The following is a 21339-nucleotide window of genomic DNA, read 5'->3' as shown; positions in this document are numbered from 1 at the left end:
CCTGCTACGGCTAGCGGAACCTCAGGGCGGTCGGCCCCTGCACCTTCGAGCCACGGCGCTGCTTCGCCGGCATGGCGGCGAGCTTCTCGCGCAGCTCCACGGCGTAGGCGGCGAGCGACTCCACCAGGTCGGGGACGGAGGCGTGCGGCGGCTGGACGTCGACCCGCAGGCCGAACTCCGTCGCGGTCTCCGCCGTCTTGGGCCCGATCACTGCGACGACGGTACGGGCGTGCGGCTTTCCGGCGATGCCCACCAGGTTACGCACCGTGGAGCTGGACGTGAAGAGCACCGCGTCGAAGCCACCCGACTTGATCGCGTCCCGGATCTCGGCGGGCGGCGGGGCGGCCCGGACCGTCCGGTAGGCGGTCACGTCGTCGACCTCCCAGCCGCGCTCGGTGAGCCCGGCGGCGAGGGTCTCGGTGGCGATGTCGGCGCGCGGGAGCAGCACCCGGCCGACCGGGTCGAGGATCTCGTCGTGCGGCGAGAACTCGGCGAGCAGCCCGTCGGAGGACTGCTCCCCGGACGGGATCAGCTCGGGCTGGATGCCGAACGCGCGGACGGCGTCGGCGGTCGCCTCGCCGATACAGGCGATCTTGACGCCGCCGAAGTGCCGGGCGTCCAGGCCGTGCTCGGCGAACTTCTCCCAGACCGCCCGTACGGCGTTGACGGAGGTGAAGATCACCCAGGCGTAGCGGCCGTCGACCAGGCCCTTGACCGCCCGCTCCATCTGGGCCGGGGTACGCGGCGGCTCGACCGCGATGGTCGGCACCTCGCACGGAATGGCCCCGTACGCGCGCAGCCGCGCGCTCATCACGCCGGCCTGCTCCTTCGTGCGGGGCACGAGGACCTTCCAGCCGTACAGCGGGCGGTTCTCCCACCAGCTCAGCTTGTCGCGCTGGCCCACGCCCTCGCCGACGGTGAGCACCACCCGGCCGGTGAAGCCGAGTGCCGCCGCGACGAACGAGTCCACGGTCGACGTGGTGGTGTACTGCGTCTCACCGGTGCCGTCGCCGGTCACCCCGACGCCCGTGGCACCCTCCACCCCGGCGGCGAGCAGCCCGTCGCGGATCGCGGCGAGGTCGCCGGCGTCCACGGCCAGGGCCAGCGAGCCCCGGCGGACGGCCGCGGCCAGCGCGTCGAAGTCCAGCGTGCTGACGTCCTCGACGTCCGCGGCCGTCCGTACGCCCGGCAGCGGCACGCCCGCGTAGGTCGCCACCCCCTCGGCCTGGCCGACCCCGGGGACCACCTCGAAGTGCGCGGCGGTCCGCGCGACCGCCTGCACCTCCTTGACGACCGAGTCGTGACCGAACGGGTCGCCGGCGACCAGGTGCACCGCGTTCAGCCCGGAACGGGCCGCCGAGATCAGCACCTTCGCCACGTCACCCGGCGCGCCCTCCGCCGGGGTGAACTGGGCGTCCTCCCTGGCCTGGATGCGGACGGCGTCGAGCAGCGACTCGGGGACTCCCCGGTCGTACACCACCTGGTCGGCGTCGACCAGTGCGTCGTGCGCCCGGCGGGTCAGCAGGCCCGGGTCGCCGGGACCGGCCCCGACGAAGGCGATGCGGCCTACAGGCTTACGGGTGCGGGTCATTCTGTGCTCCCAAATTGCTGGGTCCCCGGGCCGGCGTGTCCATCGTGGCCGAGGATCGAGTCGGCGCCGAGTTCGAGGAGTTCGGCGGCGAGTGCCTTGCCGATCTCCGCCGCGTCGGCGGGCGTTCCGGTGCGGGACAGCCGAAGGTCTCTCGTACCGTCCGGACTGATCACCGCCCCGCGCAGATAGATCTCCTGGACGACATCGCCCTCGGCGCCCGAGCCGGTTGGCTCGCCTTCGGCGACGACGGCGTACGCGGCGACCGGAGCGGAGCACCCGGCCTCCAGGGTGGCCAGCAGCGCCCGTTCCGCGGTGACCGCGGCGTGGGACGGTGCGTGGTCGAGTACGGCGAGCAGCTCGACCAGGTCGGTGTCGTCGACCCGGCACTCCACCGCCAGCGCGCCCTGGGCGGGCGCGGGCAGCATCAGCATCGGGTCGAGCGTCTCGGTGATCACGTCGGTCCGCCCGAGCCGGGCCAGCCCGGCCCGGGCCAGGACGACCGCGTCGAGGTCGACCTCCGGGCCCAGCACGCGCGCGAGGCGGCTGTCGACGTTGCCACGGATCGGGGTGACCTCCAGCTGCATTCCGAGGGCGTGCAGCTGGGCGATGCGGCGCAGCGCGCCCGTGCCCACGGTCGCGCCGGGGGACAGCTCGGCGAGCGTACGGCCGTCCCGGGCGACCAGCGCGTCCCTCGGATCCTGCCGGGTCGGCACCGCCGCGACGTGCAGCCCGGCCGCCGCCGCGGTGGGCAGGTCCTTGTAGGAGTGCACCGCGAAGTCGATGGTGCCGGCGGTCAGCGCGTCGCGCAGGGCGGAGACGAAGACGCCGACGCCGAGCCGGTGCACCGGCGCGGACGAGCGGTCGCCGGCGGTGACCACCTCGACCAGTTCGACGGGCCGACCGGTGGCAGCGGTCAGCGCCTCGGCGACGTGGCCGGACTGGGCCATCGCCAGTTTGCTGCCGCGGGTACCGAGACGCAGGGGCGTGCTCATCGCTCACCTCCGGAGGGCGGGACGTCGTCGGAGATCTGGGGGACGCTGTCGACCGGCGAGGTCTGCGGCACCTGGAGGTCGAACAGCTCGCGCAGCAGGGCCGCGTACTGGTCGCCGCCGGGCTCGGCCGCCAACTGGCGTACCCGCACGGTCGGCTGGTGCAGCAGCCGCTGGACGACCCGGTGCACCGTACGGGCCACCTCGGCGCGCTGGTCGTCGGTGAGGTCCGGGCGCCGCTGGGCGAGCCGACGCAGCTCGGCGCCGACCACGTCGTCGGCGCGGCCCCGCAGGGCCGCCACCGTGGGCGCCACGTCGGCGCCGCGCAGCCAGGTGAGGAAGGCGTCGACCTCGCCGACCACGATCCGCTCCACGGCGGCGGTGTCGGTGGCGGCGGGACCGTCGGCGAGCAGCGCCGCCATCCGGTCGATGTCGATCACCTCGACGCCGGGCAGGTCGGCGACGCCCGCCTCCACGTCGCGCGGTACGGCCAGGTCGAGCAGGACCAGCGGGCCCCGCCCGGCGTCGCGCCCGGCGAGTGCCCGGGTCACCACCTCACGGGTGAGGACCGCTTCGGTGGCCGCGGTGGCGGCCACTACGATGTCCACTGTGGAGAGCACGGAGGTCAGCTCCGCCATCGGCGTCGCGCCGGCCCCGTACGCCTCGGCCAGCCGGAGGGCCCGGTCGGCGCCCCGGTTGGTGACAGTCAGCGGCCCGGCGCCCAGCCGGGACAGCGTGGCGACCCCCAGCGATCCCATGGCGCCCGCGCCGACCACCAGGGCGGGACGCCCGGCGAGGTCGCCGTCGAGGTGCCCGGCGGCCAGTTCCAGGGCGGCGGTGACCACGCTCTGGCCGGCCCGGTCGATCCCGGTCTCCGCGTGCGCCCGCTTGCCGACCCGCAGCGCCTGCTGCATCAACTCGTGCAGCAGCCGCCCGGCGGTGTCGGCACCGGTCGCGGAATGGTAGGCGTCCCGGAGCTGGCCGAGGATCTGCGCCTCGCCGACGACCATCGAGTCGAGCCCGGCGGCGACCCGGAAGACGTGGTCCACGGCGGCGGCGTCGAAGTGCACGTAGAGGTGGCTGGCGAGCGCGGCGGGCTGGCAGCCGGCCTGCTCCGCCAGCACGGCGCAGATGTCGCCGAGGCCGCCGTGGAAGCCGGACACGGCGGCATAGACCTCCACCCGGTTGCAGGTGGAGACGATCACGGCCTCGGTCACGTACGGCTGGGCGACGAGACGGTCCAGGGTGCGGGTGAGGTCCGCGGGGCCGACCGCGAGCTGCTCCAGCGTGGCGACGGGAGCGGTGCGGTAGGACGCGCCGACGACGAGCAGTTTCACGTGCCGATCGCCTCCTGCGGGTCGGTGACGGCGAGCCCCCCGGGCAGAGCGGTGAGGGCGGACCCGCCGGTGGCGGGGAGCGCGGTCAACGATGCCTTGCGGTGCTCGTGGAACGACAGGATCTGCAGCTCTATGGCAAGGTCGACCTTGCGCAGGTCGACCCCCTCCGGAACCGAGAGTACGCACGGAGCGAAGTTGAGGATGCTCGTCACACCGGCGGCCACGAGTTGGTCCGCCACCGCCTGGGCGGCCCGGGCCGGGGTGGCGATCACGCCGATGGCGATGGCCTCCTCGACGGCGACCCGGGGCAACTCGTCGATGTGCCGGACGACCAGCCCGTTGATCTCCTCGCCGACCCGTGCGGAGTCGGCGTCGAAGAGCGCGGCGATCCGGAACCCACGGCTGGCGAAGCCGTCGTAGCCGGCGAGGGCGTGACCGAGGTTACCCACGCCGACGAGCGCGACGGCCCGCCGCTGGGTGAGGCCGAGCACGTACTCGATCTGGTCGACCAGCAGGGCCACGTCGTAGCCGACCCCACGGGTGCCGTACGAGCCGAGGTGCGACAGGTCCTTGCGGAGCTTCGCGGAGTTGACGCCGGCGGCGCTGGCGAGCCCCTCGCTGGACACGGTCTCGTGCCCCGTCTCGGCGAGGTTGTGCAGGGCACGGAGGTATTCCGGGAGCCGCGCGACGGTCGCCTCGGGCAGGTCCGGGAGCGCCGGTACGGCACCGGCCCGACCGGGTGCGCCTGGGTGACGGTGCTGACTCATGAGACTCCGTGCGGTGCGATCCTCAGCCAACTCCACCGGCCGGCCGTTTCGGGACTCCCGCTGGCGACCGAGATTGCCGGCTGTGCTAGCAGGGCGCGTCGGAACTACAGAGTAGGCGCTTGTGAAGGCGTGCACAAATCGCGATCTTGAAAGCTCGCGACACGGCTTCACCAGCCCCTCCATTCCGCAAGATCGATTCAGCGACCTTCGTCGACCGCCGTCCGGCCTCCGGGCGGAGCCGATGGTGCCGGCCGCGCCGATTATTGCTCAATTACGACTTCTCTGACCAATCACGCGACCTACGGCTCGCCCACGATCCGGTCACGGTAGGGCCAGCCCTACGTCGGGAAGGCGGGCCGACGGGATGGGTCGGCCACCCCGCGCTGCCTAGCCTCGTGGCATGACCGCCGTACCCGTCGTCGCCGACCAGCCCGTGCCGGCGCCGACCATCTCCCGACAGCTCCTGCTGGACTCCGGCTACGTGCTGCTGGGCCTCCCGCTGGCCCTGGCCAGCTTCGTCGTCCTGCTGGTCGGCCTCGCTGCCGGGCTCGGGCTGATGGTGACGGTGATCGGCCTGCCGATCCTCAGCGGCACCCTCTACGCCGCCCGGGGGCTCGCCGACATCGAGCGGCTCCGCCTCCCCGCCGTGCTCCACCAGTCCCGGATCCGCCCGCAGTACCGGCTCCCCGAGCCCGGGGCGAGCGCCTGGCGGCGGATCTTCGTGCCGATGGGGGACGCCCAGTCCTGGCTCGACCTCGCGCACGGCATCCTCAAGCTGATCGTGGCCGTCGTCAGCTTCGTGGTCACGCTGGTCTGGTGGGCCGGCGCCGTCACCGGCAGCCTCTACTGGGCGTACGACTGGGCCCTGCCGCGCGGCGGCCCGGACGACGTGGGCCTGCCCCAGCTCCTCGGCCTGGGCGACTCGACCATCGCCCGGATCGGGCTGCACACCGCGATCGGGCTGTTCTTCCTGATCACCCTGCCGATCGTGGCCCGGGGCTGCGCGCTGCTCCAGGCCAGCTTCGGCCGGGCCCTGCTCACCGGCGTGGCCGAGATGCGCAACCGGATCACCGTGCTGGAGGAGCAGAAGCGGGCCGCCGTCTCCGCCGAGGCGAGCGCGCTGCGCCGGCTGGAGCGCGACATCCACGACGGCCCACAGCAACGGCTGGTCCGGCTCGCGATGGATCTCAGCCGGGCCCGGCAGCAGCTCGCCTCCGACCCGGAGGCCGCCGCGCGGACCCTGGACGAGGCGGTCACCCAGACCCGGGAGACGCTCGCCGAGCTGCGCGCCCTGTCCCGGGGCATCGCGCCGCCGATCCTGGTCGACCGGGGCCTGCCCAGCGCCCTGGCGGCCCTGGCCGGGCGCGGCCTGATCCCGATCGCGCTGCGGGTGGACCCGGAGCTGGCCAGCCCGGCCGGCCGGCTCGACCCGGCGGTGGAGAGCACCGCCTACTTCGTGGTGGCGGAGGCGCTGACCAACGTCGCCAAGCACAGCCGGGCGACCGAGTGCGAGGTCACCGTGGCCAGGCACGACGGGCGGCTGGAGGTCGATGTCGACGACGACGGGCAGGGCGGCGCCCACCTCGCCAAGGGGCACGGGCTGGTCGGCATCGCCGACCGGGTCCGCGCCGCGGGCGGCCGGCTCTCCGTGTCCAGTCCGGCCGGCGGCCCCACCAAGATCCGCGCCGAGCTTCCGCTGTGAGCCGTACGTGGTAGACAGGCGCATGCGGATCGTGATCGCGGACGACGCGGTGCTGCTCCGGGAGGGGCTCATACGGCTGCTCACCGAGCGCGGGCACGAGGTCCTCGCCGCCGTGGCGGACGGCGAGGCGCTGGTGGGGGCCGTGGTGGCCCACCGGCCGGACGTGTCGATCGTCGACGTCCGGATGCCGCCCTCGCACACCGACGAGGGGCTGCGGGCGGCGGTGGAGGCGCGCCGCCTGGTGCCGCGCACCCCGATCCTGGTCCTCTCCCAGTACGTCGAGGTGTCGTACGCCGACGACCTGCTCGCCACCACGGGCGGCGGCGGGGGCGGGATCGGCTACCTGCTCAAGGACCGGGTGGCGGCGATCGACGAGTTCCTCGACGCGCTGGACCGGGTGGCCGCGGGCGGCACCGTGCTCGACCCCGAGGTGGTCGGTCAGCTCTTCGCCCGGCGCCGGCGCGACGACCCGCTGCGCGAGCTGACCCCGCGCGAACGCGAGGTGCTCGGGCTGATGGCCGAGGGGCGCTCCAACACGGCGATCGCGAGGAGCCTGGTGGTCACCGACGGCGCCGTCGAGAAGCACGTCCGCAACATCTTCACCAAGCTCCAGCTCCCGCCCGACACGGAGCAGCACCGCCGGGTCCTGGCCGTGCTGGCCTACCTGCGCAACTGACCGGCACGGCCGACCCCGACGGCGGCCCACCGCCGCGTCGTCGGGCGGCCGCTGCCCGGCGTCGAGCTGCCGCTGCCCGGCGTCGAGCTGCGGCTGCCCGGCGTCGAGCTGCGGCTGCCCGGCGTCGAGCTGCGGCTGGCCGGGGCCGACGGGGTCGGACCGTCGGGGTGGACCCGGAGCCGACGGGCCGGTCAGGGCAGCGTGGCCGCCAGGGTCACCGCCTCGCTGAGGGTGTCGGCGACCGGGTGGCCGGCGGCGCGCAGCCGGGCCGGATCGGTGAACCCGCCGGTGTAGAGGACGGCGCGGCCCCCCACCGACACGGCGGCGTCGGCGTCGTCGATGGAGTCCCCGATCAGCACCACGTCCCGGCCGTCCACGCCCAGCTCCGTCAGGTGCCGCCGCAGCGACTCCGCCTTGCGGTCCCCGCCGACGCTCGCCCGCAGTCCGTCCACCCGGAGGAAGTTCCCGGTGAGTCCGTACGTGTGCACGGTCGGCACCAGCTCCTCGTGGAACCACATGGACAGCAGGGACTGGCTGCCCGGCCACGCCGCCATGGCGACGGTGGCGTCGTGCGCCAGCTCGCAGGTCGTCAGCCCCGTGCGGTACGCGTCGTGGAAGATCCGGTCCAGCCGGCCGAACGCCTCGTCGTCGACCGCCCGACCGAGCACCTCGGCGTAGTAGTCGGCGATGGGCCGGCGGAACCGTACCCGGTGCTCCTCGGCGGTCACGGCGGGCCCGCCCACGCTGGCGAAGGCCGCGTTGGTGCAGGCGACCACCAGGCTCAGGTCGTTGAGCAGGGTGCCGTTCCAGTCCCACACCAGGTGGTTGCGCGCAGGGGTCATCGCAGCACCCTAGCGCCGGCGCGTCCGGCGCCGCACGCCCGCTCCGCCGGCGGAAAGTGCGACAGCGGTTCGTGCCGCGCCTGCGCGTTCACAGCTGCGGCGTGGTCAGGTCCCGCAGCAGCCGCTCCTCCTCCACCCGCCAGTAGCCGTGCTCCTTGCCGTCGAGCAGCACCACGGGCAGCCGGTCGCCGTACTCGCGTTCCAGCTCGATGTCGTCGGTGACGTCCTTCTCGGTCCACCGGTCCCCGGTGACCGCCACCACCCGGTCCAGCGCCGCCTTCGCCTCGTCGCACAGGTGGCAGCCGGGCCGGGTGATCAGGGTGAGTCGGGGCTCACGCATCGGTCTCCTCCGTGGTGCTGGTGCCGGCCGGGGCCGGCGGGCGGGTCTCCGGCGACGCCGCCGGGGACGGCACCGGGGCCGCCGGGGGCGACGCCGGCCGGAGCAGGGTCTTGCGTACCTTGCCGATCACCGAGTGCGGCAACTCGTCGACGAACTCGACGGCGGTCGGGCACTTGAACCGGGCCAGGTTGCGGGCGCAGTGGGCGAGCAGCTCCGCTTCGGTCACCGGGTGCCCCGGCGCCGCCACCACGTACGCCCGGACAGTCTCGCCGGTGCGCGGGTGCGGCACACCCAGTACCGCCGACTCGGCCACCCCCGGGTGCGCGGACAGCACCAGCTCGACCTCGTGCGGGTACACGTTGAACCCGTTGACCAGGATCAGCTCGCCGATCCGGTCCACCAGGAAGAGGTCGCCGTCCTCGTCGGCGTACGCCACGTCGCCGGTGGGCCACCAGCCGTCGGCGTCCGGGCCGCCGCGGCCGTCCGGCCAGTAGCCGGCGAAGACGTTCGCCCCGCGCACCACGACCTGGCCCGGGTCGGTGCCCGGCATGACGTCGGAGAAGTCCAGCTCGTCGACGTCGTCGTCCGGCTCGATCACGCCGTCGCGCCACAGGTCGGCCCCGTCGGCCCCGACCAGCCGCAGCTCGACGCCGGGCAGCGGCCGGCCGATCGAGCCGGCCTTCGGCTCCCCGCCGACCAGGGTGGAGGTCAGCACCGGCGCGGTCTCGGTCAGGCCGTACCCGACGTGCACCCGGCGACCGGCGACCTCGGCGAAGCGCGCCGCGACGGCGGGCTCCAGCGGTGCCGCGCCGCAGACCACGACCCGCACCGACGCCATCGCCGGGGCGAGCGCGGCGGCGTCCGCCGTGGACCAGGCGGCAACCATCGACGGTACGCCGACCAGCACGCTCACCCGGTGCCGGGCGATCTCGGCCAGCCCCGCGTCGGTGCCCAGGTCGTCGACGAGCACCCCGGTCGCGCCATGGTGGACGACGGCGCCCAGCCCCGCGTTGAGCCCGTACGCGTGGAACAGCGGCAGCGCCAGCAGCACGGTGTCGTCCGGGCCGACGACGGGCGGATCGATGCGCCCGACCTGCTCGTGGTTGGCCGCCAGCGCGCGATGGGTCAGCATCGCGCCCTTCGGTCGTCCCTCGGTGCCGGACGTGTAGAGCAGCAGCGCCAGGTCGTCGCCGCCCCGGCGGGGGAACGCGTCGCCGGCCGGCGCCACCGGCGGCGCGGTGTGCACGGCGACGAGCGCGGGCAGGTCCTCGGCGACGCCGGCCACCAGGTCGCACACGCGCCCGGTGCCGATCAGCACCGACGCGCCGGAGTCGGCCAGCACGTGCCGCAGCTCGGGGGCGGTGAGGCCGGGGTTGACCGGCACCGCGACGAGCCCGGCGCGCAGCGCGGCCAGGAAGCTCACCACGAAGTCGGGGCAGTTGCCGAGCGCGACGGCGACCCGGGGCGGGTACCGGTCGGTGCGGCCCGGCGTCGGGTGGAGACCGGCCGGCGGCGTCCCGGTCAGGGCCGCCAGGGCGTGGGCGGTGGCCGTCACCGACGCGTCCAGTTCGGACCAGGTCAGGGTCCGCTCGCGCCAGTGCAGCGCGGGTCGGTCGCCCACGGCGACGGCCGCCCGGTGGAGCCGCTCGACGAGGGTCGAGGCGGAGCTGTCGGTTTCGTCCTGCACGGTGGCTGAGTCTGGCACAGCGCGGGGTCCGTGGGCCATGCCCGCCGGAGGCCGCTGATCGCCGAGGGGACCACCGGCCGACGCAACCGGATCGGGACGCCCCGGCCCGGCCGGCGCACCGTCCACAGGAGTCCCATCGGCAGGACTCCCGCGACGCCCGGCCGGGACGGGGCCGGTCCCGCCGACAGGACACGGCGGGTCGTGCGCACCGCCACCGGGCACCCCGGGCCGGACATCGGCATCCGCGCCGCGACAGGCCCGCTGACCTGGAATTTATTCGCATCCACGGTGCAATCCGAAAGTCAACCACCGGCGACGGACAACCGGTCCGCCAGATGTGCGACGCCCGGGGAAATACTTCCGCTCTGTGTAACGGACTTGCCACGCGTGGGTGACGTTGGCCCTATCATCACTCGGGTCGGCTCACCCCATTTGCCGTGAGTCGACACCCCTCAGCCCGAGGAGGCCCCCGTGCCTGTGAGCGCATTGGACCTGCACCTCAAGGGGATCTGCCGCCCGTCGGCACGCCCCGAGCCAGCCCTGCCCGGCCAACCCGGCCGGGCCACGACGGCGCCGTGCCGGCCGACGTGGCCGGCCGGCGGGACGGAGGCGGCGCGGTGACCACCTTCGGATACGCGGAACGGCCGGTGGGCCTGAACAGCCCGGCGGTCCGCGGGCCGGTCAACGAACGGCCCGCCGCCCGGGGTCCGCTGGACGACGCGGGCGGCCTCGCCGTCCATGGCGAGGCCGCGTCGAACCGGACGCGCAACCGACCACACCAGAACGAACCACCGCCACGCGCCGCGACGCCCGGAGGCAACGCGAGGCCGACCGGCGGCCGGGTCGCGGTCCCCGCCCGGCCCATCATGCCGGCGCAGGGTCGCCGCACCACGGAACCGACCAGGGCGCACGACGAGTCGGTCACGGAGACGGCGGTGCTCCCGGCGGTGCCCGCCGCCGCGCCGGTCAACGCCTCCACGGGCTTCCCCAGCCGGCCGGACCCCTCCGACCCCGCCACCGAGGTCTGGGGGCTCGTCGAGCGGGCCCAGGCCGGCGAGTCCGAGGCGTTCGGGCTGATCTACGACCGGTACGTCGACACGGTGTTCCGGTTCGTCTACTTCCGCGTGGGCAACCGCCAGCTCGCCGAGGACCTCACCTCCGACACGTTCCTGCGCGCCCTCAAGCGGATCGGCAGCTTCACCTGGCAGGGGCGCGACCTGGGCGCCTGGCTGGTCACCATCGCCCGGAACCTGGTGGCGGACCACTTCAAGTCCGGCCGCTACCGGCTGGAGGTCACCACCGGCGACGTGCTGGACGCCGACCGCGAGGACCGGGGCCCCGAGGGCAGCCCGGAGGCGGCGGTCGTCGAACACATCACCAACGTGGCCCTGCTGAGCGCCGTCAAGCAGCTCAACCCGGAGCAGCAGGAGTGCATCGTGCTCCGGTTCCTGCAGGGCTTCTCCGTGGCCGAGACGGCCCGCACCATGGGCAAGAACGAGGGCGCGATCAAGGCCCTCCAGTACCGCGCGGTGCGAGCGCTGGCCCGACTGCTGCCGGACGGCTTCCAACCGTAGTCCGGTCCACGGGACTGCAACGCATCGACGGGCGTACGCGCAGCCCAGGGCCGTCGCGCCCCCGTGTCGGCAATCACTTTCCGTGATTTCGCCTCCGTCGGCCCCGTAACCCATGTCCGGTGCGGACCGTTTCTCCGGGTGCGACCGGTGGTAGCCAGGGCATTCCCCGGGCCCCCGGATTCCGGCGGTGCGGCCGGCCACGACCTTCGTCCGTGGTGTCACGCCGTCACCGGTCGCTGTCGATGACAGCGGCCGACCGGCCGCGACCAGCGAGAGGAGGTGCCCACGGTGGACAGCAACCTCTTCTCCCGTCGGCGCGCGGAGCGCTTCGCGCAGCTTCTCGACGAGGCCAACGGGGGCCGACGACACCACGTCCGGTCCCGGGCCGACGACCAGTTGACCGCGCTCGTCGCGGTGGGTCAGCGGCTGACGACGGCCCCGCCCACCGTGCAGGCGGACCCGGAGTTCCGGACCGGGCTGCGGGCCATGCTGCTGGCCACGGCCGAACGTGAGGGCATCGGCGCCCCGGCCGCGACCACGACCGAACCGTCGTCGCGGCGTTCCGCCGACACGGGGCGCAACCGGCTGCTGCCGGCGGCGACCGCCCGTCGGGCCCGGGCCCGTGGCGCCATCCTGGTCGGCATCGCGGCCGGTGCCGTCGCCGTCTCGGGCATCTCCGCCGCCAGCGAGAACGCCGTCCCCGGCGACGCGCTCTACGGCATGAAGCGCTCGACCGAACGCGCCCAGCTCGCGCTGGCCAGCTCGGACGTCAGCCGGGGCCAGCTGTTCCTGGGCTTCGCCCGTACCCGGCTCGCCGAGGCGGCCGAGATGCGCGGCAACGAGGACGGCTTCAGCGCGGTCCTGGACGACATGGACGCCGACACCCGTCAGGGCGTACGCCTGCTCACCACCGCCGCCGCGCAGCGCTCCGACCCGGCGGCGCTGGACGCGGTCAACTCCTTCCTCACCGGCCAGCGCCGGGCGGTCGGCGCGCTCCTCGACGACGCCAGCCGGACCGACCGCGACCGGACCCGCCGCTCGCTCGCCCTGCTCGACGCGGCCCGCAAGCGCTCCGACGCGCTGCGTGCGGCGATCGCCTGTGGCCTGCCCGCGCCGGTCACCAGCGACGCGCTCGGCCCCGCCCCCGCCAGCTGCCCCGGCGACCGCTGATCCTCGCAGCCGATGCTCGCTGTCGGCTTCGCCACCGGTCCCCGGCGACCGCTGATCGTCGTCGCCCGGAGCCGGCCGAGACGTCCGCGCCACAGTTCACCCGTCGCGCGGCCGTCCCCCACCGGTACCCGGCTACCCTCGCGGGAGACAGACGTCGAGCGGAGGGAGGTCGGGTGGCAGGCAGCCGCAAGGTGACGGTCAGCACCGACGCCCACGGTCACACCGCCGGCTGGGCGGAGACCGACCTGGTGCCCCTAACTCCCCCGGAACCCGATCCGGGCGCGGCGGCCTTCTTCGACGTCGACAACACGATGATGCGGGGCGCGTCGATCTACTGGTTCGCCCGGGGCCTCGCCGCGCGCAACTACTTCACCACCACCGACCTGGCCCGGTTCGCCTGGCAGCAGCTGCGCTTCCGGCTGCTCGCCACCGAGCACGCCGGCGACATGTCACAGGCCAAGGAGGCCGCCCTCGCCTTCGTCGAGGGTTGGCGGGTGGACGACGTCGAACGCCTCGCGGAGGAGATCTTCGACGAGCTGATGGCGCCCCGGATCTGGGCCGGCACCCGCCAGCTCGCCCAGCGTCACCTGGACGCCGGCGAACGGGTCTGGCTGGTCAGCGCCGCGCCGGTGGAGATCGGCCGGGTGATCGCCGCGCGGCTGGGCCTGACCGGCGCGGTCGGCACGGTCGCCGAGATCGTCGACGGCGCGTACACGGGCCGGCTGGTCGGCGACCTGATGCACGGCCCGGCCAAGGCGGAGGCGGTCACCCAGCTCGCCGCCGTGGAAGGGCTGGACCTGGGCCGCTGCACCGCCTACAGCGACTCGTACAACGACCTGCCGATGCTCTCGACGGTGGGCAGGGGCGTGGCGGTGAACCCGGACGCCGCCCTGTTCAGGGAAGCCCGGCAGCGCGGCTGGGACGTCCGCGACTTCCGCACCGGCCGCCGCGCCATCAAGATCGCCGTACCGTCCACCGCGGCGGCCGGTCTGGTCGCCGGGGCGGTGACCGCCGGGCTGGCGCTGCACCGCCGCCGCCGCAACGGCTGACGACACCGGCCGCCCACCCGCCCTCGGCCTCACGGCCCGCGCGCCCCTCCGCGCCACGCCACTCGCCCTCGGCGCCACGGCCCACGCGCCCCTCCGCGCCACGGCCGTGCGCGCGCCCTCAGGGGCCGAACGGGTCCGGGCGCCGTTCCAGCAACTGGTGCAGGGTCTGCTGGATGGTCTCCCGCACCTGGTCGGCGAGGTTGAACACGACCAGGGGGTCGTCGGCGGAGTCCGTCAGGTGGGCGGTCGGGATCGGCGGGCAGAACTCGATCAGCCACTTGCTCGGCAGCGGCACCATGCCCAGCGGACCCAGCAACGGGAACGTCGGCGTGACCGGGAAGTAGGGCAGCTTGAGCAGCCGCGCCAGGGGCTTGATGTCGGCGAGCATCGGATAGATCTCCTCGCCGCCGACGATGGCGACCGGCACGATCGGAGTGCCGGTACGCAGCGCCGCCGAGACGAACCCGCCGCGCCCGAATCGTTGCAGCTTGTAACGGTCGGAGTAGAGCTTGCCGATGCCCTTGAACCCCTCGGGGAAGACGCCGACCAGCTCACCGTTGCCGAGCAGCCGCTCGGCGTCCGGGTTGCAGGCGACCGTCCCGCCGGTCTTGCGCGCGATCTCGGAGACCACCGGCATCCGGAAGACCAGGTCGGCGCCGAGCAGCCGCAGGTAACGGCGGGCCGGGTGCTGGTCGTGCAGCGCGGCCGAGAGGATCAGCGCGTCCAGCGCGACGGTGCCCGAGTGGTTGCCCACCACCAGGCCGGCGCCCTCGGCGGGCACGTGCTCCAGGCCGGTGACCTCGGTGCGGAACCAGTCCCGGTAGAGCGCCCGCAGCAGCGGGTGGAAGACCGCCTCGGTGATCTCGGGATCGAAGCCGAACTCGTCGACCTCGTAGTCGCCGGAGAGCCGACGACGCAGGAACGCCAGCCCCTTGGCGACCTTGCGGTCCCAGTGGTCGCCGGGCCGGTCCGGCACCGCCGACCCGCGCGCGACCACCTCGTCGGTGGCGGCCGTGTCGGGTTCGTCGGGCGTGCCGGGGTGGTGTCCGTTCATGCGCGCGGGCTCCGCGTCCGGCGCGGACACCCTCAGCGGTACGTCGAAGCGGCCGTCGCGCCGCTCGTCCGGCGCGCTCACGAGCCCTCCCGTACGGCCGAACGGACCTGCCGGATCCCGTCCAGCACGAGCTGCTCCGCCGCTGCCAACTGGTCCCGGTGCAGCACGGCCCCGCCGTGGTGGGCGCGGATGAAGTCGTCGAACGCGGCGGCGGTGGAACGGGGCGTGAAGTCGTACTCCCGCTCCAGCCGGCTGGTGTCGACGACCCGGCCGTGCACGAAGAGGTCGACCTGGTCCAGGCCGTAGCGGCCGAAGCCGAGGGTGCGGGCGATCGCGGCGGCGTTGGACAGGCCGGGCTCCAGCACCGGCACGGCGACCCGGCCGGCGCGGCGGATCGCCTGCGACAGGGAGAGCACGCCGGGGCCGGCCACGTTGTAGGTCCCCGGGTGGTCCTCGACGATCGACCGGTGCAGCACCTCCAACGCGTCGTCGAAGTGCAGGAACTGCAACCGGGGATCACGCCCGAACACGGTGGGCACCACCGGCCGGGAGAAGTAGCGGGTGAGGGTGGTGTCGGCGGTCGAGCCGATGAACGGCGCGAAGCGCAGCACGGTCGCGGTGACGTCGGGCCGGCGGCGGCGGAAGCCGCGGACGTACCCCTCGATGTCGAGGATGTCGCGGCCGAAACCGCCGCGCGGCACCTCGCGCGGCTCGGTCTCCTCGGTGAAGACGGCCGGGTCACGGAACGACGCCCCGTACGCGGCCGTCGAGGAGCGGACCACGAGCTTGCGCAGGCGGGGAGCGCGCTGGCAGGCGGCGAGGAGCTGCATCGTGCCGATGACGTTCTGGTCCTTCATCGCCGCACGGCCGCCGTGCTGCGGGTCGGGCGCGGTGACCAGGGCGAGGTGGACCACCGCGTCGACGTCGAGGTCGGCGAGGAGGCCGCCGAGCGAGCCGGCGTCGACGCGGACGCGCTCGACCCGGTCGAGCAGGTCGGTGATCTCGGCGCCGGGCTCGGGCTGGTCCACGCCGATGACCCGCTCGATGCGGGGGTCGGCGGCGAGGCGGGCGGCGACGTGCGCGCCGAGGTAGCGGCTGACCCCGGTGACGACGACGACCCCCGGGGCACCTGAGGTGCCGCCGGGGGTCATGTCACACACCTACCCCGGCAGGCGGGACCGAGCCGGGACATCCGCGGCGTGATCACCTGAGCCTCCGGGGGTCGACAGTTGGCAAGCGACGACGGGAGCCGGGCCGGAGCCCGGCCCCGGTCACTTGCCGAGACGGCGACGCTGGACGCGGGTCTTGCGCAGCAGCTTGCGGTGCTTCTTCTTAGCCATGCGCTTGCGGCGCTTCTTGACCACCGAGCCCATACGAAAGCCTTTCGATGCAACGTGCGGGGCGACCTGCTGACGCCACGGGGTGACGTCGGCGACCGCTTGCGGACAACGGACCGGACCAGCGGGGTAAGCGGCAGGGAACGCCTGCGGTCACGGTCGGGGTCCAGGGTAGCCGGAGAGCGTCAGCAGGACCAACGCGCCCCCGTCGATGCCCGTCACGTCGCCCTCCGCGGGCGGCCCCCGGGAGGGTCAGGCGGTCTCCTGAAAGGCGCCCCGCAGGTATTCGTGCACCGCATGCTCGGGCACCCGGAACGACCGGCCGACCCGGACCGCGGTGAGCTCACCGCTGTGCACGAGGCGGTAGACCGTCATCTTCGACACCCGCATCACCGTCGCCACCTCGGCGACGGTGAGGAACTTGACCTCCGACAGCCGTCCGTCGGACTGCGACCCGGCCATGGCTCACCGACCAATCCCATGCCCGGCGCGTGCCACCGGACAGGTTCGTCCCGCCCGGACCGGCGACGCGCGTGTTACCAGTACGGTAGCGGGACGGCTGTGACCGGCGCGATCCCTTCGTACAACTGATCATGATTCTGGCCGGTCACCACTCGACCGGTCGGTTCGTCGTCGAACCTGTTGCGCGCCGCGTCCGATCGGCCCCCGGATCCGGGTCGGCCCCGTTTCCGGGTCGGCCGGCGGGCGGAAGGCGCCCGGTGGCTCCGGCGGCGCCACCGGAGCCACCGGGCGGGCGCCCCGGGCCGCTTCCGGACGCGGACCGGGGCTCCGCGCTGGGAGCGGGCACCAGTGTGTCAGGTCGGCCGGCGCCGCCCGACAGCGGTCGATCATGAAGGCCGTGGGGCAGCAAGCACCCGTCGCGCGGGCCGCTCCCGTCAGCCGACCACGGCCCGGACGTAGCCGACGCACTCGGCGTGCAGGGCCGACCACGCCTCGCCGAGGACCTGCTCGGCCGCCCGGTCCACCGGCGTGCGCTCGTGCACCACGGCCGCGAAGAAGGCGAGCAGCCGCTCCGGACCGAACCGGTCGACCAGGTGCCGGACCGCCAGGTAGGAGATGCCGTAGCTGCCGCTGACCCGGTCCGCCGGGGCGTCGTCGGCCGGGCTGAGGCTGTCGAGCCGACCGTCCCAGCCGCCGCCGAGCAGGCCGCGCACCTCGTCCAGTCCGGCGTACCGGTCGATCGGTTCGCCGTCGGCGCCCGCGTACTCGGCGAGCCCTTCGACCAGCCACCAGGTGTCCTTGCCCGGGTACCCCCGCTCGGGCAGGGACGCGGCGTGGGTCAGCTCGTGCCGGAGCAGGTCGTCCACCCCGCCGGCGACGAGTCCCTCGGCGTTGAGCACCACCTCGTGGTGGCCGCCGCCGACCGTGACCGCGTATCCGCCGGTCCACTTCGGCCGGCCGCCGCCGTACCAGCGCTGCCACTCGCCCCGGCCGGCGTGGAAGATCCGGTACCGGTCCGGCGTGCGGCCACCGACGGCGTACGTGTCGGCGATCCTGGCGGCGGCCTCCGCCTGGGCGAGCAGGCCGGGCAGCTCCTTGCGCAGGGCGGGGGTGGTCGCCACGAGCGTACGCGGACCGACGGCCACGGCCAGCTCACTGACCTCCCAGGGCCGGGTGCCGGTCGCGGCGGAGCGGGACGGCTCCACGGCGAGCAGCCGGGGCCGCTCCCCTTCCCGCCACCGGGTGCCGGTCAGCACCCTGCTGGTGCGGCAGTCCGGCGTGACGAAGCAGTAGCGGAACTCGACCAGCAGCCGCCACTCGCCGGGCCGCCCCTCGACGGGGACGGGGGGACCGCTGGCGTCGGCCTGCCAGGCAGTCACCCGCAGGGCGCGCAGCGCGGCGTACCGGCGGCGCAGGTCCGGATGCGCGGCCGGCTCGGCGACCGCCAGGAACCCGGCGCGGTCCCCGCCGAGCAGGGCGGCGGACTGCCGGGCCAGTTCCGCGGACATGCGTTCCCCGAGCCGGCGGGCCGCCGCGACGCCGGGGTCGTCGGCGGGTGCGGCCGACGGGCCCGGGGCGGGCGGATCACCGGCGCGCACCAGGCCGGTCACCAGCGCCGCGGGCAGGCCGCAGGCCAGCAGCAACACGAATGCCGCCAGCGCCACGCCCAGCGGTCGGATCCGCCGCACCGACGGCTCGGCGCCCGCCACCGCCGCAGCAGGCGCGACGGGCCCGGCACCATCGGCCGGCCCGGCCGTCGCAGTCGGCTCGGCATCGTCGGCCGGCCCAGCGCCGTCAGCGGGCCCGGCACCATCGGCCGACTCGGCCGAGGTCGTCGGCCCGGCATCGTCGGCCGGCTCGGCCGAGGTCGTCGGCCCGGCGCCGTCGCCCGGCTCGGCCGGGGTGGTCGGCCCGGTGCCGTCGGCCGGCTCGGCCGGGGTGGTCGGCCCGGTGCCGTCGGCCGGCTCGGCCTCTTCTGTCGCGCTGGCCGGCGCGGCGTCCGTCACCGGTCGGCCGTCCGTTCCGGGCTGCCCGTCAGTCACCCGCCGAAGGGTACGACCATCCGGCCGGCCGGGGCGACCGGGGCCCGCGAGCCACGCCGCGCAGCGGTCTCGGCACGGTTCAGGCGGGGCGGTCCGTCGGGTGGCGCAGCGTGCCGGTCACCGCCGACGACCGGTCCCCGCAGGAGGCGCGGCAGTGGACCGCGCCCTCACCGTTCCTGCCCCCGTGGCCAGGACCGCAACGTGCCGTCCAGCGCGGTGACCAGGTTGCCGAAGGAGGCGTCCACGGCGCGGGGCAGGCCGAACCCGCCGGCCGCCTCCAGCGAGACGAACCCGTGCAGGGTGCTGCGCAGCATCCGGGTCGCGTCGAGGGCGTCGTCGCCGTCGAGCCCGTAGCCCCGCAGGGTGGCCCGGATCGCCCCGACGGCCCGCTCCCCGGCGGCGACGTGCTCCGGGTCGGTCGGGTCCGGTACCCGCTGGGTGGCCGGATAGCGGCCGGGGTGCCGGTGGGCGTACGCCCGGTAGGCGGTGGCGACGGCCCGCAACGCGTCCCCGCCGGCCCGGCCCGCGACGGCGGCGGTCAACTCGTCGGCGAGCTCGGCGGTTGCCAGCGCGGAGAGCTTCTGGGCGAGCGCGTCGGCGCCCCGGACGTGCTTGTAGAGGCTGGGCAGCGCGACGCCGAGCCGGTTGGCCAGCGCGGCGAGGGTGAGCTGGTCGGCACCGACCTCGTCGGCCAGCCGGGCCGCCTCGCGCACCACGGCCCGCTGGGTGAGCCCGGCCCTAGGCACCGGTGACCGCCACGAACTCGGTGAGCTGGGCGGCGGTGCGGGCCGGCTGGTCGGCGTGCGGGTAGTGGCCGGAGTCGTCGATCATCCGCGCCTCGGCGGTGGCGAAGAGCCGGCGGGCCGCCCGGGCCGCGGCGCCCGGATCGCGGAAGTCCGGATCCCTCGTGCCCATCAGCACCAGCACCGGCTGGCGTACCTCGCGGGCGCGGGTGGTCCAGTCCGGCCCGGCCGGCGCGATCACCCCGCGCATCGCCGCCATCCGGCCGGGCTCGCGCAGGGTGGCGACCATCGCCTTGCGGTACGCGGCGTCGTCGGCCGGCCGGTCGCACGGGAAGAGCGTGCGGTGGAACAGCCCGAACAGCCGGGGACTGCGCAGCACGGCGGCCAGGGCCATCCGCATGAACGGGTTGAGCTTCGGCTGCTCGACGAACGGGGCGACCTGGACGATGCCGTTGACCAGGGCGGGATCGTCGGCGGCGGCGAAGACCACGGCCGCCGCGCTGGACGAACTGCCGACCAGGGTGGCCGGTCCGCCACCGAGGTCGCGGACCACCGCGAGCAGGTCGGCGCCGACCTGCGCCGGGGCGTACGTCGGCCAGCCGGCGCTGGACTCGCCGTGCCCCCGAACGTCCACCGACGCCACCCGGTGCCCGGCCGCGACGAGCAGCGGGACCAGGTGGCGGAAGGAGTGCCGGTTCTCCCCCATGCCGTGCGAGAGGACGACGAGCGGCCCCTGCCCGTGCGCCTCGTAGGCGATCCGCCCGCCGTCCCGCTCCACGTAGCTAACTGTCATAACCCAAAAGCTAATCCCATTAGCCAACGCCGTCAAGGGGCTCGCCCGGGAACGGGAACGGGCCGGCGGGACGAGGGTCTCCGCCGGCCCGTACCGGGACCGCTGTGGGGGGGGATGACGCTGGCCGATCCGGACGGCCACCGCCTCCGGGGCTGGCCGCACGGCCGAACTACTTCTTCGAGATGACGGCCCGGCCGAAGAACGCCAGGTTGGCCGGGCGCTCGGCGAGCCGGCGCATCAGGTAGCCGTACCAGTCCTCGCCGTAGGGCAGGTAGGTCCGCACCGTGTAACCCTCGCCCACGAGCCGGGCCTGCTCCTCCGGGCGGATGCCGTACAGCATCTGGAACTCGAACCGCTCGGGCCCACGGTCGAACCAGCGCGCCCGGTCCTCCCCGATGGCGATCAGGCGGGGGTCGTGGGTGGCCAGCATCGGGTAGCCGTCGCCCGACATCAGGATGTTCATGCAGCGCACATAGGACTTGTCGACCTCGCGCGCGGCCTGGTAGGCCACCGACTCCGGCTCCTTGTAGGCGCCCTTGCACAGCCGCACCCGGGAACCGGCCGTGGCCAGCTCGCGGCAGTCCGACTCCGTCCGCCGCAGGTACGCCTGGAGGACGGCGCCGGTCGACGGATGGTCCTTGCGCAGCTTGGCGAGGATGTCCAGGGTCGAGTCGGTGGTGGTGTGGTCCTCCATGTCCAGGGTGACCGTCGTGCCCGCCTCCTCGGCGGCGACGCAGATCGCCCGCGCGTTGTCGTAGGCGAACTGCTCGTCGAACATCTGGCCCAGCGCCGACAGCTTGACACTCACCTCGGCGGCCGGGGTCAGCCCCGCGCCGGAGAGCAGCTTCAGCAGCCTGACGTACTCGTCACGGGTGGCGGTGGCCTGCTCGGGGGTGACGGTGTCCTCGCCGAGGTTGTCGAGGGTGACCGCGAGACCGTCGTCGACGAGTTCGCGGGTCGCGCGCAACGCGTCGTCGGTCCTGGCGCCGGCGACGAACCGGCGGACGAGGTCCCGGGTGAACGGGGCCGTCGCGACGAGCCGCTCGACCTGGGGTGACCGGGAGGCGGCGAGGATCACGGTACGGAGCATGCATCGAGCCTAACGCCCGCCGGTGGCCCCGCGCGGGGCAGCGGGCGCAGCCTGGGCCACCAGGTCCCAACCGCATCACAGGCACCGGCCGTGG

At 74.6% G+C, this 21339-nt stretch carries 20 protein-coding genes and 1 pseudogene; 5 read left to right on the top strand and 16 right to left on the bottom strand.

All coding sequences use genetic code 11. From position 1 onward, the window contains the following. Positions 1–10: 10 nt before the first annotated feature. Genes ACGFIG_RS01815 through ACGFIG_RS01800 form a run of 4 tightly spaced genes read right to left on the bottom strand, consistent with a single transcriptional unit; the run spans position 11 to position 4684 of the window. Complete coding sequence (locus ACGFIG_RS01815) at positions 11–1591, bottom strand: uroporphyrinogen-III synthase (RefSeq protein ID WP_392998210.1); 1581 nt, start codon at positions 1589–1591, stop codon at positions 11–13. Further along, positions 1588–2583: a hydroxymethylbilane synthase gene (gene hemC, locus ACGFIG_RS01810; protein ID WP_392998208.1), complete on the bottom strand. Its 996-nt coding sequence runs from the start codon at positions 2581–2583 to the stop codon at positions 1588–1590. Before hemC ends, ACGFIG_RS01815 begins: the two co-directional genes overlap by 4 nt. Next, positions 2580–3917, bottom strand: a complete 1338-nt coding sequence (locus tag ACGFIG_RS01805; protein WP_392998206.1) for a glutamyl-tRNA reductase — start codon at positions 3915–3917, stop codon at positions 2580–2582. The genes hemC and ACGFIG_RS01805 overlap by 4 nt, the downstream gene beginning before the upstream one ends. Next, on the bottom strand, positions 3914–4684 hold the full coding sequence (locus ACGFIG_RS01800; RefSeq protein ID WP_392998204.1) for a redox-sensing transcriptional repressor Rex: 771 nt from the start codon (positions 4682–4684) through the stop codon (positions 3914–3916). Before ACGFIG_RS01800 ends, ACGFIG_RS01805 begins: the two co-directional genes overlap by 4 nt. A 400-nt stretch (positions 4685–5084) precedes the next feature. Between ACGFIG_RS01800 and ACGFIG_RS01795 the strand changes: the two genes are divergently transcribed. Both ACGFIG_RS01795 and ACGFIG_RS01790 read left to right on the top strand, forming a co-directional pair. Continuing rightward, positions 5085–6386, top strand: a complete 1302-nt coding sequence (locus ACGFIG_RS01795; RefSeq protein WP_392998202.1) for a sensor histidine kinase — start codon at positions 5085–5087, stop codon at positions 6384–6386. 22 nt (positions 6387–6408) lie between these two features. Continuing rightward, positions 6409–7062 (top strand): LuxR C-terminal-related transcriptional regulator, encoded by a 654-nt coding sequence (locus ACGFIG_RS01790; protein WP_392998200.1) that lies wholly within the window; start codon positions 6409–6411, stop codon positions 7060–7062. Between the two features lie 191 nt (positions 7063–7253). On the opposite strand, the gene ACGFIG_RS01785 is transcribed toward ACGFIG_RS01790, so the two are convergent. The 3 genes from ACGFIG_RS01785 to ACGFIG_RS01775 all read right to left on the bottom strand — a co-directional run bounded on the left by ACGFIG_RS01785 (position 7254) and on the right by ACGFIG_RS01775 (position 9970). After that, a complete protein-coding gene (locus tag ACGFIG_RS01785; protein ID WP_392998198.1) occupies positions 7254–7904 on the bottom strand; it encodes an HAD family hydrolase in 651 nt (216 codons plus the stop codon). Positions 7905–7992: 88 nt separating this feature from the next. Continuing rightward, positions 7993–8244 (bottom strand): glutaredoxin family protein, encoded by a 252-nt coding sequence (locus ACGFIG_RS01780; protein WP_357877900.1) that lies wholly within the window; start codon positions 8242–8244, stop codon positions 7993–7995. Then, positions 8237–9970 carry an AMP-binding protein gene (locus ACGFIG_RS01775; RefSeq protein WP_392998196.1) on the bottom strand — a complete coding sequence of 578 codons (1734 nt, stop codon included), beginning with the start codon at positions 9968–9970 and terminating at the stop codon, positions 8237–8239. The genes ACGFIG_RS01780 and ACGFIG_RS01775 overlap by 8 nt, the downstream gene beginning before the upstream one ends. 578 nt (positions 9971–10548) lie before the next feature. On the opposite strand from ACGFIG_RS01775, the gene ACGFIG_RS01770 reads away from it, so the two are divergent. The 3 genes from ACGFIG_RS01770 to ACGFIG_RS01760 all read left to right on the top strand — a co-directional run bounded on the left by ACGFIG_RS01770 (position 10549) and on the right by ACGFIG_RS01760 (position 13724). Then, the gene (locus ACGFIG_RS01770; RefSeq protein ID WP_392998194.1) at positions 10549–11505 is read left to right on the top strand and encodes an ECF subfamily RNA polymerase sigma factor, BldN family; all 957 of its coding nucleotides are present in this window, start codon (positions 10549–10551) and stop codon (positions 11503–11505) included. 288 nt (positions 11506–11793) lie between these two features. Next, positions 11794–12675 carry a DUF5667 domain-containing protein gene (locus ACGFIG_RS01765; RefSeq protein ID WP_392998192.1) on the top strand — a complete coding sequence of 294 codons (882 nt, stop codon included), beginning with the start codon at positions 11794–11796 and terminating at the stop codon, positions 12673–12675. Positions 12676–12848: 173 nt separating this feature from the next. Then, positions 12849–13724 (top strand): HAD family hydrolase, encoded by an 876-nt coding sequence (locus ACGFIG_RS01760; protein ID WP_392998190.1) that lies wholly within the window; start codon positions 12849–12851, stop codon positions 13722–13724. Between the two features lie 118 nt (positions 13725–13842). Here the strand turns inward: ACGFIG_RS01760 and ACGFIG_RS01755 are convergent, their stop codons facing one another. From ACGFIG_RS01755 to ACGFIG_RS01715, 9 genes and pseudogenes are all read right to left on the bottom strand, one after another. Then, complete coding sequence (locus tag ACGFIG_RS01755; RefSeq protein ID WP_392998188.1) at positions 13843–14859, bottom strand: lysophospholipid acyltransferase family protein; 1017 nt, start codon at positions 14857–14859, stop codon at positions 13843–13845. Further along, on the bottom strand, positions 14856–15929 hold the full coding sequence (locus ACGFIG_RS01750; protein ID WP_392998186.1) for an NAD-dependent epimerase/dehydratase family protein: 1074 nt from the start codon (positions 15927–15929) through the stop codon (positions 14856–14858). The genes ACGFIG_RS01755 and ACGFIG_RS01750 overlap by 4 nt, the downstream gene beginning before the upstream one ends. Before the next feature lie 120 nt (positions 15930–16049). Then, complete coding sequence (locus tag ACGFIG_RS01745) at positions 16050–16151, bottom strand: 30S ribosomal protein bS22 (RefSeq protein ID WP_007465623.1); 102 nt, start codon at positions 16149–16151, stop codon at positions 16050–16052. Between the two features lie 216 nt (positions 16152–16367). After that, positions 16368–16577, bottom strand: a complete 210-nt coding sequence (locus ACGFIG_RS01740) for a helix-turn-helix domain-containing protein (protein WP_007465625.1) — start codon at positions 16575–16577, stop codon at positions 16368–16370. 145 nt (positions 16578–16722) lie between these two features. Continuing rightward, positions 16723–16998: pseudogene (locus ACGFIG_RS01735) on the bottom strand (hypothetical protein); the annotation flags it as partial. A 13-nt stretch (positions 16999–17011) separates the two neighbouring features. Then, positions 17012–18619, bottom strand: a complete 1608-nt coding sequence (locus ACGFIG_RS01730; protein ID WP_392998184.1) for a hypothetical protein — start codon at positions 18617–18619, stop codon at positions 17012–17014. Between the two features lie 167 nt (positions 18620–18786). After that, positions 18787–19365: a TetR/AcrR family transcriptional regulator gene (locus ACGFIG_RS01725; protein WP_392998182.1), complete on the bottom strand. Its 579-nt coding sequence runs from the start codon at positions 19363–19365 to the stop codon at positions 18787–18789. Next, positions 19358–20155, bottom strand: coding sequence for an alpha/beta fold hydrolase (locus ACGFIG_RS01720; RefSeq protein ID WP_392998180.1), 798 nt, complete (start codon positions 20153–20155; stop codon positions 19358–19360). The genes ACGFIG_RS01725 and ACGFIG_RS01720 overlap by 8 nt, the downstream gene beginning before the upstream one ends. A gap of 169 nt (positions 20156–20324) precedes the next feature. After that, on the bottom strand, positions 20325–21245 hold the full coding sequence (locus ACGFIG_RS01715) for a proline dehydrogenase family protein (protein WP_392998178.1): 921 nt from the start codon (positions 21243–21245) through the stop codon (positions 20325–20327). Between the last annotated feature and the right edge of the window lie 94 nt (positions 21246–21339).

Source organism: Micromonospora sp. NPDC049048 (assembly GCF_043197615.1).
Lineage (GTDB): Bacteria > Actinomycetota > Actinomycetes > Mycobacteriales > Micromonosporaceae > Micromonospora.
Note: the sequence above shows the minus strand (reverse complement) of the source record. Positions and strands in the feature narration are given on the sequence as shown.